The 15,322-nt window shown below is 55.9% G+C and carries 13 protein-coding genes and 1 riboswitch; of the genes, 7 read left to right on the top strand and 6 right to left on the bottom strand.

Translation table 11 applies throughout. The features are described 5' to 3' along the window. Nucleotides 1-36: 36 nt before the first annotated feature. Nucleotides 37-699 (bottom strand): fructose-6-phosphate aldolase, encoded by a 663-nt coding sequence (gene fsa / locus ABLV78_RS24140; protein ID WP_004203684.1) that lies wholly within the window; start codon nucleotides 697-699, stop codon nucleotides 37-39. A gap of 205 nt (nucleotides 700-904) precedes the next feature. Continuing rightward, nucleotides 905-1,885, bottom strand: coding sequence for a helix-turn-helix transcriptional regulator (locus ABLV78_RS24135; protein WP_165430690.1), 981 nt, complete (start codon nucleotides 1,883-1,885; stop codon nucleotides 905-907). 24 nt (nucleotides 1,886-1,909) lie between these two features. On the opposite strand from ABLV78_RS24135, the gene zinT reads away from it, so the two are divergent. Further along, nucleotides 1,910-2,560, top strand: a complete 651-nt coding sequence (gene zinT, locus ABLV78_RS24130) for a metal-binding protein ZinT (RefSeq protein WP_047047249.1) — start codon at nucleotides 1,910-1,912, stop codon at nucleotides 2,558-2,560. Between the two features lie 46 nt (nucleotides 2,561-2,606). Here zinT and ppc read toward each other — a convergent pair whose 3' ends face one another. Continuing rightward, on the bottom strand, nucleotides 2,607-5,258 hold the full coding sequence (gene ppc / locus ABLV78_RS24125) for a phosphoenolpyruvate carboxylase (RefSeq protein ID WP_047047252.1): 2,652 nt from the start codon (nucleotides 5,256-5,258) through the stop codon (nucleotides 2,607-2,609). 257 nt (nucleotides 5,259-5,515) lie between these two features. Next, nucleotides 5,516-6,667 carry an acetylornithine deacetylase gene (argE, locus tag ABLV78_RS24120; protein ID WP_015368914.1) on the bottom strand — a complete coding sequence of 384 codons (1,152 nt, stop codon included), beginning with the start codon at nucleotides 6,665-6,667 and terminating at the stop codon, nucleotides 5,516-5,518. A 113-nt stretch (nucleotides 6,668-6,780) separates the two neighbouring features. Between argE and argC the strand changes: the two genes are divergently transcribed. The 4 genes from argC (at nucleotide 6,781) to oxyR (ending at nucleotide 11,214) form a co-directional block, all read left to right on the top strand. Further along, entirely contained in the window at nucleotides 6,781-7,785 is a 1,005-nt protein-coding gene (gene argC, locus ABLV78_RS24115) for an N-acetyl-gamma-glutamyl-phosphate reductase (RefSeq protein WP_047047255.1), read from the top strand. 9 nt (nucleotides 7,786-7,794) lie between these two features. Further along, nucleotides 7,795-8,571, top strand: coding sequence for an acetylglutamate kinase (argB, locus tag ABLV78_RS24110; RefSeq protein WP_015368912.1), 777 nt, complete (start codon nucleotides 7,795-7,797; stop codon nucleotides 8,569-8,571). Nucleotides 8,572-8,672: 101 nt separating this feature from the next. Beyond that, the gene (gene argH / locus ABLV78_RS24105) at nucleotides 8,673-10,046 is read left to right on the top strand and encodes an argininosuccinate lyase (RefSeq protein WP_015368911.1); all 1,374 of its coding nucleotides are present in this window, start codon (nucleotides 8,673-8,675) and stop codon (nucleotides 10,044-10,046) included. 250 nt (nucleotides 10,047-10,296) lie between these two features. Then, nucleotides 10,297-11,214, top strand: a complete 918-nt coding sequence (oxyR, locus tag ABLV78_RS24100) for a DNA-binding transcriptional regulator OxyR (RefSeq protein WP_047047259.1) — start codon at nucleotides 10,297-10,299, stop codon at nucleotides 11,212-11,214. Here oxyR and sthA read toward each other — a convergent pair. Further along, a complete protein-coding gene (gene sthA / locus ABLV78_RS24095; RefSeq protein WP_015368908.1) occupies nucleotides 11,197-12,597 on the bottom strand; it encodes a Si-specific NAD(P)(+) transhydrogenase in 1,401 nt (466 codons plus the stop codon). The two genes, oxyR and sthA, sit on opposite strands and share 18 nt — an antisense overlap. Before the next feature lie 196 nt (nucleotides 12,598-12,793). Between sthA and fabR the strand changes: the two genes are divergently transcribed. Further along, entirely contained in the window at nucleotides 12,794-13,429 is a 636-nt protein-coding gene (fabR, locus tag ABLV78_RS24090; protein ID WP_015368907.1) for an HTH-type transcriptional repressor FabR, read from the top strand. A gap of 15 nt (nucleotides 13,430-13,444) precedes the next feature. Continuing rightward, nucleotides 13,445-13,804, top strand: a complete 360-nt coding sequence (locus ABLV78_RS24085) for a YijD family membrane protein (RefSeq protein WP_045395329.1) — start codon at nucleotides 13,445-13,447, stop codon at nucleotides 13,802-13,804. Nucleotides 13,805-13,856: 52 nt separating this feature from the next. On the opposite strand, the gene trmA is transcribed toward ABLV78_RS24085, so the two are convergent. Then, complete coding sequence (gene trmA, locus ABLV78_RS24080) at nucleotides 13,857-14,957, bottom strand: tRNA (uridine(54)-C5)-methyltransferase TrmA (protein ID WP_020077583.1); 1,101 nt, start codon at nucleotides 14,955-14,957, stop codon at nucleotides 13,857-13,859. A gap of 115 nt (nucleotides 14,958-15,072) precedes the next feature. Further along, nucleotides 15,073-15,260: riboswitch (cobalamin riboswitch) on the top strand. The last annotated feature ends 62 nt before the right edge of the window (nucleotides 15,261-15,322 follow it).

The raw sequence follows: 15,322 nt of genomic DNA, 5'->3' as shown, positions 1-15,322 counted from the left end.
ACCGTGCAAGCCGCCTGTTGGCGGCCGACGATCGGATTACAGGTTCAACGTGCCAAATGCGTTATTCCAGTCCTGCTCAAACTTCTCTATGGCTGACTCTACCGCAGGGGTGCCGAGCATTTGTTGCGCTACGTCTAAGGGGAGGGTGATAGCTTCACAGCCGGCTAACAGGCAATCCAGCGCCTGGCGCGGGGTTTTGAAGCTCGCGGCCAGGACTTTGCTTTCCGGGGCGTGCATTTCCAGCAGGGATTGCAGTTCTTGCACCATGCGAATGCCGTCACCGCCCTGGGCGTCGACGCGGTTGACGTACGGCGCGACGTATTTCGCGCCGGCCAGCGCCGCGAGCAGCCCCTGGGAAGCGCTATAGACGGCGGTGCCAAGCGTAGGGATGCCTTCTTTTTTCAGCAGTTTGATGGCGGCAAGTCCTTCGGCGGTAACCGGGATCTTAACCACGATTCCTGGTACGGCGTTACTCAGGCGTTTGGCTTCTGCCACCATACCTTGCGCATCGCGACTCATGGTCTGCGCGAACAGAATACCTTCCGGGCCGACGGCTTTTTGCAGGCGAGGCAGCACATCCCAGACCGGGGTTTTGCCGGCGGCGATGATGCTCGGGTTGGTGGTGACGCCAGCCAGCGGATAAATGCGGGCCAGACGTTCAACTTCAGCGACGTTCGCGGTGTCCAGATAGAGTTCCATAACCATTCCTCGATGTGTAATTCAATGATGTTGAGGTAAGGATACGGCTTCCGTTTGCCTGCCCGCCAGATGACAATTTTGCCAAAAACTGGATAAATGTACGCATTACGATTAAGAGTGATTTAGATCACATTTGTCCACGTAATAGTGCATCCAGGCTGAAATAGCCTGCAGGTGGAAATCAGTAACTTACAAAAATCTAGTTTTACAGCGCAGAGGGGTTTTCCGTCAGTTGGCTATGGTACTGGCGGCGATACTCGGAAGGAGAACGTTCAGTATTCTTGCGGAACAGGCGGCAGAAGTAATTGCTGTCGGCGAAGCCGCAGGCGTGGGCGATATCTTTTACTTTCATATCATGACCCTTCAGCAGCATGCGCGCCTGTTCGAGGCGGATATGATTGAGGTATTCGTTAAAGCCCATGGGTCCGCACTTCTGAAACAGATGTGAGAGATAGTTGGGAGAGAGATAAAACTCCTGGGCTACGGATTCCCGGCTCAGCGGCTCAGCGAAATGGACATCGATATACTGGCGGATCGCCTCGAACAGCGCCTGGCTGCGCGATGAGGTTTGCGCCTGGCTACCCAGCAGATCGGTACAGTGGCTGAGCAGACTAATCACGATACAGCGGGCGGTTTGCTGCTCCTGCGGTTGCATGCGTATCTCATTTAGCGCCTGTAGCAGGAATGAACCCACGCGCGGCCCGCGGCGTGGTACCTGGATCTTCTGGACAAGAGTTAGCGCTTCTCCGTTCCAGCGCTGCAGCGTAAATTCCAACTGCTGTTTGCCAAACAGGATGCTTAAGAGCAGACAGGGCGTCTGCCACTGCGGCCAGTTCCAGCCATCGCCGGCAATATACAGTACGTCGCGCGCCTGCAGCGGCGCGGCGTTTTCCCCTAAGGCGAGATCGCGCAACTGCCCCTCAATGACGATATTCAGACGGGGGAAATCGAGCTGTATCACGGCTTCAGCAGGCGGTCGCATTGCGCCGGCAAAATGCACCTCCGCAATGTTATTCGTTTTTTTTATCAATGAATCAATGAGTTGATTGATGCTGTTGTCCATCATTGCCCCGTCAAATACGTCACGCGGTTCATCATACCGGACATTTTTCCAGCGGTAAAAGCACGAACTCGTCGTTATTGCTTCTCGGTTGTGAAATGTTATATCGTAACATTTTGTCGCAATCAATATTCAACTCAGGAGAGAGTAATGACCCGAAAGATCCCCATGCTCGCGTTTGGCTTCGGCATGGCGCTTGCCAGCGTTCAGGCATTCGCCCACGGTAGCCATCATCATGGCCCGGCGTTAACTGAAACGGAACGCCGGGCCAGCGAAGGCATTTTTGCCGATAAAGATGTGAAGGATCGCGCGTTGAGCGATTGGGATGGCGTCTGGCAGTCAGTCAATCCGTACCTGCTGAATGGCGACCTTGACCCGGTTCTGGAGCAAAAAGCGAAAAAGCCCGGCGGCAAGAGCGTGGAAGAGTATCGCGCCTATTATAAGAAGGGCTATGCCACCGACGTAGAGCAGATTGGCATTGAAGATAACGTGATAGAGTTCCACGTCGGCAAGACCGTTAATAGCTGCAAATACCGCTACTCAGGCTACAAAATCCTGCAATATGCCTCCGGCAAGAAGGGCGTTCGCTACCTGTTTGAGTGCCAACAGGGCGATGGCAAAGCGCCGAAATTCGTCCAGTTCAGCGACCATATTATTGGCCCGCGCAAATCGCAGCATTTCCATATTTTCATGGGGAATGAATCTCAGGAAGCCTTGCTGAAAGAGATGGATAACTGGCCGACCTATTATCCGTATGCGCTGCATAAAGAGCAGATCGTCGATGAGATGTTGCATCACTAAAATGAATGGAAAATTCCCCCGACCGGGCGGCCGGGGGAAACGATGATTAGCCGGTATTACGCATCCCAGCCGCGACGCCGGCAATGGTGACCATTAGCGCTTGCTCAACGCGCGCATCCGGTTCCTCGCCAGCCTCTTCGGCCTGACGCGAACGGTGCAGCAGTTCGGCCTGCAGGACGTTCAGCGGGTCGGTATAGATGTTACGCAACTGGATGGATTCGGCAATCCACGGCAGGTCGGCCATCAGGTGGGAGTCGTTAGCGATGGCCAGCACCACTTTGATATCGGCGGTTAACAGCTGACGCAGCTCTTCGCCGAGTTTCCACAGTTCCGGTTTCACCAGCCGCTGATCGTAGTACTCCGCCAGCCACAGGTCGGCTTTTGAATAGACCATCTCCAGCATGCCCAGGCGGGTTGAGAAGAACGGCCAGTCGCGGCACATGCTTTCCAGCTCGCTCTGCTTGCCTCCCTCGACTACTTTCTGCAGCGCGGCGCCGGCGCCCAGCCAGGCCGGCAGCATCAGGCGGTTCTGGGTCCAGGCGAAGATCCACGGGATAGCGCGCAGTGACTCGACGCCGCCGGTCGGGCGACGTTTTGCCGGGCGCGAGCCAAGCGGCAGTTTGCCCAGTTCCTGTTCCGGGGTCGCGGAGCGGAAATAAGGGACGAAGTCTTTGTTCTCACGCACATAGCCGCGATACATCTTACAGGAGACGTCGGAAAGCTCGGCCATGATCTCGCGCCACTGCGGTTTTGGTTCCGGCGGCGGCAGCAGGTTGGCTTCCAGAATCGCGCTGGTGTACAACGACAGGCTGCTGATGGTCACTTCCGGCAGGCCGTACTTAAAGCGGATCATCTCGCCCTGTTCGGTGACGCGCAGGCCGCCTTTCAGACTACCCGGCGGCTGCGAGAGCAGCGCGGCATGGGCCGGAGCGCCGCCGCGACCGATGGAGCCGCCGCGACCGTGGAACAGCGTCAGTTCAATACCGGCTTTTTCGCAGGTTTTGATCAGCGCGTCCTGGGCCTGATACTGAGCCCAGGAGGCGGCCATCACGCCGGCATCTTTGGCCGAGTCGGAGTAGCCGATCATGACCATCTGTTTGCCCTGAATAAAGCCGCGATACCAGTCAATATTCAGCAACTGAGTCATGACGTCGTTGGCGTTGTTCAGGTCGTCGAGCGTTTCAAACAGCGGCGCGACTGGCAGGGCAAAGCCGATACCGGCTTCCTTCAGCAGCAGATGAACCGCCAGCACGTCGGACGGCGTTTTGGCCATCGAGATAACATAGGCGGCGATCGAGCCGCGCGGCGCTTCGGCGATCACCTTGCAGGTGTCGAGGACTTCGCGAGTCTCTTCGCTTGGTTCCCACTGGCGTGGCAGCAGCGGGCGTTTGGAGTTCAGTTCACGGATCAGGAAGGCCTGCTTGTCGGCTTCCGACCAGCTTTCATAATCGCCGATCCCGAGGTAGCGGGTCATTTCGCCCAGCGCTTCGGTGTGGCGAGTGCTTTCCTGACGGATATCGATACGCACCAGCGGTACACCGAAAGATTTCACCCGGCGCAGGGTATCGAGCAGTTCGCCGTTGGCGATGATGCCCATGCCGCAGGCCTGCAGCGATTTATAGCAGGCGTACAGCGGTTCCCACAGCTGTTCGTTTTGCGTGATAAGACCCGCTGGTTTCGGCAGTTTTTGCCCTTTCAGACGCGCTTCCAGCCAGGCCTGGGTCTCCATCAACTGGCTACGCAGTTTTTTCATCAGATAACGATACGGCTCTTGCGCGCCTTCCGCGCCGGCCAAATCGCGGAGCTCGTCGGTGCATTCGACCATCGACAGCTCGGAGATAAGCACCTGGATATCTTTCAGGAACAGATCGGTCGCTTTCCAGCGGCTGAGCAACAGCACGTGGCGGGTGATATCGGCGGTGACGTTCGGGTTGCCGTCGCGGTCGCCGCCCATCCAGGAGGTGAAGCGCACCGGGACGAAATCAACCGGTAGCTGGTAGCCGAGGTTGGCTTCCAGCTGTTCGTTCAGCTCGCGCAGATAGTTCGGCACGCCTTCCCACAGGCTGTTTTCAACTACCGCGAAACCCCATTTGGCTTCATCGACCGGAGAAGGGCGGTATTTACGAATTTCATCGGTATGCCAGGATTGGGCGATCAGCTGGCGCAGGCGGCGCATCAGCTGATTGTGCTCATAGTCGGCGATATCTTTGTTATCCAACTGCTTAAGGCAGTTGTTGACTTCCACCATTTTGTGGATCAGCGTCCGGCGGGTGATCTCGGTCGGGTGAGCGGTTAACACCAGCTCCAGCGACAGGGATTCCACCGCTTTTTTAATGGTGTCTTCGTTGAGATTGGGTTGGTCTTTGAGTTTTCTCAGGGTACGCGCAATAACTTCCGGATTACTGGCGGCTTCGCCGTTGGGCGAAATGCTGTGATATTGCTCAGCGGTATTGGCCAGATTCAAAAACTGGCTAAAGGCGCGCGCCACCGGCAGCAGCTCGTCGTTGGACAAGTTTTGCAGCGTGGTGAGCAGCTCCTGGCGATTGGCTTCATTGCCCGCGCGAGAAGATTTGGACAACTTACGGATAGTTTCGACTCGATCAAGAATGTTTTCTCCTAACGCATCCTTGATGGTGTCGCCCAGCACCTTACCGAGCATACTGACATTACTACGCAAAGCGGAATATTGTTCGTTCATGTTACCCCAGACACCCCATCTCATTTTATTTTGTTATATCCGGCGCTCCGTGAATTGAGCAGTGGATAAGCAACCCGTCTTTTATAAAGCCACGTAAATACCCCCGCGTCAATTGCTGCGAAATCGCTTCAGCAAACGAATAAATAGCGATAATTTGCGAAAGTTAACTCAGCGGTCGGCGGATAAGCATTACTTATGGAAGTGTGACGATCGTCACTCTCCCGCCTCCGGGCGTGAAGGCGGGAAAACGGCGGCAATTAATGCCAGCAGAAGTGATGGACAACCTGGGTGATGAGCTCGCGCGTTGGCTTAATAAACCGCGTCTCCAGATATTCATCCGGCTGGTGGGCCTGGTTGATAGAGCCCGGTCCTAACACCAGCGTAGGACACAGCGTCTGGATAAACGGCGCTTCGGTGCAGTAGTTCACCACTTCGGTCTGCGCGCCGAGCAGTTTTTCAACCACTTCGACCAGCTTGTGGTCCGGCGGGCATTCATAGCCTGGGATCGGCGGATGCAGCTCAGAGACCGTCAGACGCCCTGGCCAGCGCTCGCTAACCGGCGCCAGCGCTTCATCCAGCAGACCGTTCAGGTCGTTAAGCGTCATACCCGGCAATGGACGAATATCCATGTGCAGCTCGCAGCAGGCGCAGATGCGGTTGGATGCATCGCCGCCGTGAATGGCGCCCAGGTTGAGCGTCGGATAAGGCACGGTGAAGGCAGCGTAGTGGTAACGCTCTTTTAAGTCATCGCGCAGTTGCATGATGCGGCCAATCGCATCGTGCATCAGTTCGATAGCGTTCACGCCGCGCGCCGGGTCGCTGGAGTGGCCTGACTGGCCCAGTACGCGTACCGCTGTTGAAATGTGGCCTTTATGCGCCCGCACCGGCTGCAGCGAGGTCGGCTCGCCGATGATGGCGCAGTCCGGGCGCAGCTGTGTGGTTTCAGCGAAATAGCGCGCGCCCGCCATGCTGGTTTCTTCGTCAGCGGTGGCCAGAATATACAGCGGTTTTTTCAATTTACTGACGTCAACGTCGCGCAGGGCATCGAGGATAAACGCGAAGAAGCCTTTCATATCGGCGGTGCCGAGGCCGTAGAGTTTGTTGTCGTGCTCGGTAAGCGTAAACGGGTCGCGAGTCCAGCGACCATCGTCGAAAGGCACGGTATCGGTATGCCCGGCGAGCAGCAGGCCGCCAGCGCCGTGGCCGGTACTGGCCAACATATTGAATTTATTACGCGTCTCCGGTACCGGCTGGATCTCGACGTTAAAGCCCAGATCGCGGAACCAGCCGCCGAGTAAATTGATTAAAGACTCATTGCTTTGATCCAGCGCTTCTTCGGTCGCGCTGATGGAGGGTGTGGCGATCAATGCGCGGTAAATCTCGATAAAGGGCGGTAAATTGTTTTTCATTGTTGACACACCTCTGGTCATGATAGTATCAATATTCATGCAGTATTTGTGAATAAAAATACAATATCGTTGAGCGCAATAAAACCCATCGAATGTAAGGAGATGCTCTTCCAATGCTAAATACGCTGATCGTGGGAGCTAGCGGCTATGCCGGCGCAGAGCTGGTGGCCTATGTAAATCGCCACCCTCATATGAACATAACCGCTTTGACCGTCTCCGCGCAAAGTAATGATGCTGGAAAGTTAATTTCCGATATACATCCGCAGTTGAAAGGCATTGTCGATTTGCCGCTGCAGGCAATGTCCGATATCAGCGAATTTAGCGCCGGCGCGGATGTGGTGTTCCTCGCCACCGCGCATGAAGTCAGCCACGATCTGGCGCCGCAGTTTTTGGCCGCGGGCTGCGTGGTGTTCGATTTATCCGGCGCGTTTCGCGTCAACGATGGGGCGTTCTACGAAAAATACTACGGTTTCACTCATCAGCATCCGGACCTGCTCAAACAGGCGGTATACGGCCTGGCGGAGTGGAACGTCGAAGCATTGAAAGAGGCGAATTTGATCGCGGTGCCAGGCTGCTACCCGACGGCGGCGCAGCTGGCGTTAAAACCGCTGATCGATGCCGGTCTGTTGGATCTGAAGCAATGGCCGGTGATCAACGCCACCAGCGGCGTTAGCGGCGCCGGGCGTAAGGCGGCGATGAGCAATAGCTTCTGCGAAGTCAGCCTGCAGCCGTACGGCGTTTTCAATCATCGCCATCATCCGGAAATTTCTACCCATCTGGGCGCAGAGGTGATCTTCACTCCCCACTTGGGCAATTTTAAACGCGGTATTCTGGAAACCATTACCTGCCGTCTGAAGCCGGGCGTCGGTAAAGAGCAGGTTGCTGAGGTCTTCCAGCAGGCCTATGCCAATAAGCCGTTGGTCCGTTTATACGATAAAGGCGTACCGGCGCTGAAAAATGTGGTTGGGCTGCCATTCTGTGATATCGGTTTTGCCGTCCAGGATGAACATATTATCGTCGTGGCCGCAGAAGATAACCTGCTGAAAGGCGCGGCAGCGCAGGCCGTGCAGTGCGCTAACATTCGTTTCGGCTTCGCTGAGACGCAGTCTTTAATTTAAGGTGTGATGATGAACAATCCATTGATTATCAAACTTGGCGGCGTGTTATTGGATAGCGAAGAAGCGCTGGAACGTCTGTTTACCGCCTTGGTGCACTACCGCGAAACACACCAGCGTCCGCTGGTTATCGTCCACGGCGGCGGCTGCGTGGTGGATGAGCTGATGAAACAGCTTAATCTGCCGGTGAAAAAGAAAAATGGCCTGCGCGTAACGCCTGCCGATCAGATTGACATTATTACCGGCGCGCTGGCGGGAACCGCCAACAAAACGCTGCTGGCATGGGCGAAAAAGCATGGTCTTTCCTCGGTAGGGCTGTTCCTTGGCGATGGCGATAGCGTGAAGGTGACTCAGTTGGATGAAGAACTGGGCCACGTTGGTAAAGCGCAGGCAGGCTCGCCGACGCTTATCAATACGCTGCTGGCGGGCGGCTACCTGCCTGTGGTGAGCTCGATTGGCGTCACCGACGAAGGACAGCTGATGAACGTCAACGCCGATCAGGCGGCGACGGCGCTGGCGGCGACGCTGGGCGCGGATCTTATCCTGCTGTCCGATGTGAGCGGCATTCTCGACGGCAAAGGTCAGCGGATTGCGGAAATGACCGCCTCCAGGGCCGAGCAACTGATTGAACAGGGCATCATTACCGACGGTATGATTGTGAAAGTAAACGCGGCGCTGGACGCGGCGCGCGAGCTGGGTCGCCCGGTGGATATCGCCTCCTGGCGTCATGCCGAGCAGCTGCCGGCATTATTTAACGGTACGCCGATCGGTACGCGTATTTTGGCTTAAGATTGAATGCCCGGCGGCGCGTTGCTTGCCGGGGCAACAAGACCGTAGGCCGGGTAAGCGCAGCGCGGCCCGGCAGAACTCACGAATAAAGGAAGCATGTTATGGCACTTTGGGGCGGGCGTTTTACACAGGCAGCAGACCAGCGGTTCAAACAATTCAACGACTCTTTACGCTTTGACTATCGTCTGGCGGAACAGGATATCGTGGGATCCGTCGCCTGGTCCAAAGCGCTGGTAACCGTAGGCGTACTGACCGCCGATGAGCAGCTGCAGCTGGAAGAGGCGCTGAACGTTCTGCTGGAAGAGGTACGCGCCAACCCGCAGCAAATCCTTGAAAGCGATGCCGAAGATATCCATAGCTGGGTCGAAGGAAAACTGATCGATAAAGTCGGCCAGTTGGGCAAAAAACTACATACCGGACGCAGCCGTAACGACCAGGTCGCCACCGATCTCAAGCTGTGGTGCAAAGAGACCGTCACCGAGCTGCTGTCCGCGACCCGCCAACTGCAAAGCGCGCTGGTGGAAACCGCTGGCAACAATCAGGATGCGGTGATGCCGGGCTATACCCATCTGCAGCGCGCCCAGCCGGTGACCTTCGCGCACTGGTGTCTGGCTTACGTTGAAATGCTGGCCCGTGATGAAAGCCGCCTGCAGGACGCGCTCAAGCGCCTTGATGTCAGCCCGCTGGGCTGCGGCGCGCTGGCGGGAACCGCTTATGAAATCGACCGTGAGCAGCTGGCCGGTTGGTTGGGTTTCGCATCGGCGACCCGTAACAGCCTCGATAGCGTCTCCGATCGCGATCATGTGCTGGAGCTGCTTTCCGATGCCTCAATCGGCATGGTGCACCTGTCGCGTTTTGCCGAAGATCTGATTTTCTTCAATACCGGCGAAGCGGGTTTTGTTGAACTGTCTGACCGCGTTACTTCCGGTTCGTCGCTGATGCCGCAGAAGAAAAACCCGGATGCGCTGGAACTGATCCGCGGTAAATGCGGCCGCGTGCAGGGTGCGCTGACCGGCATGATGATGACCCTGAAAGGGCTACCGCTGGCCTACAACAAAGATATGCAGGAAGACAAAGAAGGGCTGTTCGATGCGCTGGACACCTGGCTCGACTGCCTGCACATGGCGGCGCTGGTACTGGACGGTATTCAGGTGAAACGTCCGCGCTGTGCGGAAGCGGCGCAGCAGGGCTACGCCAACGCTACCGAGCTGGCGGATTACCTGGTGGCAAAAGGCGTTCCGTTCCGCGAAGCGCACCATATCGTCGGTGAAGCGGTGGTTGAAGCGATTGCTCAGGGCAAAGCGTTGGAAGATTTGCCATTAAGCGACCTGCAAAAGTTCAGCAGCGTTATCGGCGATGACGTCTACCCGATCCTGTCGTTGCAGTCCTGCCTTGATAAACGTGCGGCCAAAGGCGGCGTTTCGCCGCAGCAGGTGGCGCAGGCGATTGCCGACGCCAGACAGCGCCTGGTGTAAGAGATTGCGCGCGAGTGAATGAGCCTGGGTAACTCCCGGGCTTTTTTACGCAAAAAAAAGCGGACACAAGGTCCGCAAAAGTTCACGTTGGCTTTAGTTGTTCGGGTAGGGAAACTGTGAGGCGACTCAATGATTTTCAGATGTTCTCCTCGTTTCTGTGGTTATTATTGAACAGAAAACTTGATAGGGATAATCGTTCGTTGCTATTCTATCTATCGCCATGGACTATCGTGGCGATGGAGGATGAATAATGAATATTCGCGATCTTGAATACCTGGTAGCGCTGGCTGAACATCGCCACTTCCGACGTGCGGCAGATTCCTGCCACGTCAGTCAGCCCACGCTCAGCGGACAAATTCGCAAGCTGGAAGATGAACTTGGGGTGATGTTACTGGAGCGCACCAGCCGTAAGGTTCTGTTCACTCAGGCGGGTTTGCTGCTGGTGGATCAGGCGCGTACCGTGCTACGCGAAGTAAAAGTGCTCAAGGAGATGGCAAGCCAGCAAGGGGAAACCATGTCCGGGCCGCTGCATATCGGCCTGATCCCGACGGTGGGGCCATATTTGCTGCCGCACATAATCCCGATGCTGCATCAGACTTTCCCGAAGCTGGAAATGTATCTGCATGAGGCGCAAACCCATCAGCTGCTGGCGCAGCTCGATAGCGGTAAGCTCGACTGCGCGATCCTCGCGCTGGTCAAAGAGAGTGAAGCCTTTATCGAAGTGCCGCTGTTCGATGAGCCGATGATGCTGGCTATCTACGAAGACCATCCGTGGGCGGAGCGCGATCGCGTGCCGATGTCGGATTTAGCCGGTGAAAAGCTGCTGATGTTGGAAGACGGACACTGTCTGCGCGACCAGGCGATGGGCTTCTGCTTTGAAGCGGGGGCGGATGAAGATACCCACTTCCGGGCGACCAGCCTTGAAACGCTGCGCAACATGGTTGCCGCCGGAAGTGGTATTACGCTGCTGCCGGCGCTGGCGGTACCGCAGGAGAGAAAACGCGATGGCGTGGTCTATATTCCGTGCATTAAGCCGGAACCAAGACGCACCATCGGGCTGGTTTATCGTCCTGGTTCGCCGCTGCGTAGCCGCTATGAGCATCTGGCGGAGGCCATCCGTAGTACTATGGATGGCCACTTCGATAAGGCGTTAAAAGAGGCGGTTTAAGCCGTTTAACGCCGCTACCCGATAGGCTTCGGCCATGGTCGGGTAGTTAAAGGTGGTGTTAACGAAGTACTCAATGGTGTTACCGCCACCTTTCTGCTCCATAATCGCCTGGCCGATATGAATAATTTCGGCCGCGCGCTCGCCAAAACAGTGGATACCGAGGATCTCTTTCGTCTCGCGATGGAACAGAATCTTCAGCGTACCTACGCTCATACCGACGATTTGCGCCCGCGCCAGATGTTTAAACTGCGCGCGACCGACCTCATAAGGCACCTTCATGGCGGTTAGCTGCTGCTCGGTTTTACCCACTGAGCTGATTTCCGGAATGGTGTAGATCCCGGTCGGGATATCTTCAATCAGATGCGCGGAGGCTTCGCCTTTGATCAGCGCCTGCGCGGCGATGCGCCCCTGATCGTAAGCCGCTGATGCCAGGCTCGGATAACCGATAACGTCGCCGACGGCATAGATGTGCGGCAGAGCAGTCTGATACATGCTGTTCACTTTCAGCTGGCCGCGGCTGTCGGTTTGCAGACCGATATTTTCCAGCGCCAGGGTGTCGGTGTTACCGGTACGGCCGTTGGCGTACAGCAGGCAGTCAGCTTTCAGCTTCTTACCGGATTTCAGATGCATGATCACGCCATCATCGACGCCTTCGATTTTCTCGTACTCTTCGTTGTGGCGGATAACCACGCCGCTGTTCCAGAAGTGATAGGAGAGCGAATCGGACATCTCCTGATCGAGGAACGCCAGTAGACGATCGCGGGTGTTGATCAGATCGACCTTAACTTCCATACCGCGGAAGATCGATGCGTACTCGCAGCCGATCACCCCGGCGCCGTAAATGATCACGTGGCGCGGTTCGTGGTGCAGGCTAAGAATGGAATCGCTGTCGTAAATGCGCGGGTGGTGGAAATCGACGTCGGCCGGATGATACGGGCGCGAGCCGCAGGCGATAACGAATTTCTCGGCGGTGACCGTTTCTACGGTGCCATCGTGACACTCCAGCGCCAGCGTGTGCTCATCAACAAAGTGGGCGTTGCCCTGCAGAATTTCGCAGTGGTTGCGCTCATAGAAACCCTGACGCATATGGGTTTGCTGGTTAATGACGCTGTCGGCATGGTTGAGGATGTCGGCGAAGGAAGAACGGAGAAGACGGGAATGGTCGCTGTAGAGGGGGTTTTGGTTAAACTCGATAATACGGCTGACGGCATGGCGAAGCGCTTTTGACGGGATGGTTCCCCAGTGGGTACAACCACCGCCGACGTTATGGTAGCGCTCGATAACGGCAACACGAGCTCCCTGTTTCACCAGTCCCATAGCGGCGCCTTCGCCGCCAGGACCGGAACCAATCACTATTGCATCATAATCCCAAGAGTGTGACATGGCATTACTCACCTGTTTTATACACAAAATAAACACGATGATAACATTTGGCGAGCTTTAACCCAATTATCGTTGTGCTTTTTTGCGGCATAAAAGCAGAAACGGCTCATAAACAATCATTCACAATCCAGTACAAACCGATTAGTTTTAATCTCTGGTATAGTGCCGACAGGGCTATTGGAAGGATTCATACATCGTGATGGGCGTAAGAGCACAACAAAAAGAAAAAACCCGCCGCTCGCTGGTGGAAGCGGCATTTAGCCAACTTAGCGCTGAGCGAAGCTTTGCCAGCCTGAGCTTGCGCGAGGTTGCGCGGGAAGCAGGGATCGCGCCGACGTCCTTTTATCGTCATTTTCGCGATGTCGATGAGTTAGGCCTGACGATGGTAGACGAAAGCGGGCTAATGCTGCGCCAGCTGATGCGCCAGGCGCGCCAGCGCATTGCCAAAGGCGGCAGCGTGATCCGCACCTCCGTCTCTACCTTTATGGAGTTTATTGGTAACAACCCGAACGCCTTTCGCCTGCTGTTGCGTGAGCGTTCTGGCACATCCGCGGCGTTTCGAGCCGCTGTAGCGCGCGAGATCCAGCATTTCATCGCGGAACTTGCCGACTATTTAGAACTCGAAAATCATATGCCGCGCGCCTTTACCGAAGCGCAGGCTGAAGCTATGGTCACCATCGTATTCAACGCCGGTGCGGAAGCGCTGGACGTCAGTCCGGAACAGCGCCGACAGCTGGAAGAGCGGCTGGTACTGCAGCTCAGAATGATTTCAAAAGGCGCGTATTACTGGTATCGCCGTGAACAAGAAAAAATGTCACATCATTCCGAATAACGTGAAGGACGAGCAATGAAACACTCAGTTCAAGATAAAGGTACGCTACTGCTGGCGCTGATCGCGGGTCTGTCCATTAATGGCACCTTCGCCGCGCTGTTCAGCTCAATCGTTCCCTTTTCCATCTTCCCGGTTCTGTCGCTGCTGCTGACGGTGTACTGCCTGCACCAGCGCTATCAGAACCGCAGTATGCCGGTCGGGCTGCCGGGGCTTTCCGCCGCCTGTTTTATTCTCGGCGTATTGCTGTATAGCACCGTGGTGCGCGCAGAATATCCGGATATCGGCTCTAACTTCTTCCCGGCCGTACTGTCCGTCGTGATGGTGTTCTGGATCGGTTACAAGATGCGCAACCGCAAAGATACCGCGGCGGAGTAATCCGCCAGGCAATAACCCGGCAACGTTGCGTTCGCCGGGTTTTTTTATGCGTTTATTTCTTCGTTAACAGCACGCCGCATTCCATATGGTGGGTATACGGGAACTGATCGAATAGCGCCAGGCGGGTGACATTGTGCGTCTGGCTGAGGGTTTCCAGGTTCTGGCACAGTGTTTCCGGGTTGCAGGAGATATACAGAATTCGCGGATAGGCCTGAACCATTTTTTCGGTCTCGCTATCCAGCCCGCTGCGCGGCGGATCGACAAAAATGGTTTCGCACTGATAGCTTTGCAGATCGATACCCTGTAGACGGTTAAACTCTCGCACGCCGTTCATCGCCTGAGTAAACTCTTCTGCCGCCATGCGGATAATCTGCACGTTATCGATATGGTTGGCGGCAATATTGTATTGCGCGGAGGCGACTGACGGTTTAGCGATTTCCGTCGCCAGCACGCGATCGAAGTTACGCGCCAGCGCCAGCGAGAAGTTGCCGTTGCCGCAGTAGAGCTCCAGCAGATCGCCGGTGGAGCCTTTGGTGACGTCCAGCGCCCACTCCAGCATCTGAATATTCATCGCCGCGTTTGGCTGGGTAAAGCTGTTTTCTACCTGACGATAAATCATTTCGCGCCCGCCAACCGGTAGACGTTCATCGACATAATCCCTATCGAGCTCGATTTTGGTTTTAGTGGCGCGGCCAATCAGCTGCACGTTGAGATTTTGCGCGCGCAGGGCATCGCGCAGCGCTTCCGCGTGCTGGCGCCATTCGTCGTCGAGCTTCTTGTGATAGAGCAGCGAGACGATGGCCTGGTTGCTCATGGTTGTCAGATAATCAATCTGGAAAAGCTTATGGCGCAGGACCGGGTTATGGCGCACGCCGTCGAGCATCGCCGGCATCAGCTGGTTGATGAGCTCGCTGGCGGCCGGGAAGGTATCGACGCGAATACGCGACTTGGTCTGCTGATCGAAGATGATGTGATAGAGGTCGTCGCCGTCGTGCCACAGGCGAAATTCAGCGCGCATCCGGTAGTGGCTGACCGGCGAACGAAATACCTCCGGAACCGGCGCGGCAAAAGGGGCCATCATTTTCTGCAAACGGACGACTTTTTCTGCCAGTTGCGCTTCGTATTGCTCGGTAGGGAGGTGTTCGGGGGTCATGATGCATCCTGAATAAAATAAGTACGCGGGGATTGTAGGGAAAGCATTGGGGATGTCCAGCCCTGGTTGCGGATGAAATATCGTTATAGCAGTCTGGACATCTATATGTTTCTAATTGTAGCATCTTGCAACCGGTCCTCTGAGTTAATAGGGAATCCAGTGCGAATCTGGAGCTGACGCGCAGCGGTAAGGAAAGGCGAGAAATAAGCGCACTCGGTGCAGACACTGCGGTTAGCCGTGGGAAGTCATTATTTCTTGAAACCGCCTCCAAGCCCGAAGACCTGCCGGATACGTCGCATTTGGTTTCTATCATCGCGAGCTACTGATAGAGCCGGCGGCATCCTCTCTATATTATGGATGCTTTT

Origin of the sequence: Klebsiella sp. CN_Kp075, assembly GCF_040065055.2 — a bacterium.
Lineage (GTDB): Bacteria > Pseudomonadota > Gammaproteobacteria > Enterobacterales > Enterobacteriaceae > Klebsiella > Klebsiella aerogenes.
Note: the sequence above shows the minus strand (reverse complement) of the source record. Positions and strands in the feature narration are given on the sequence as shown.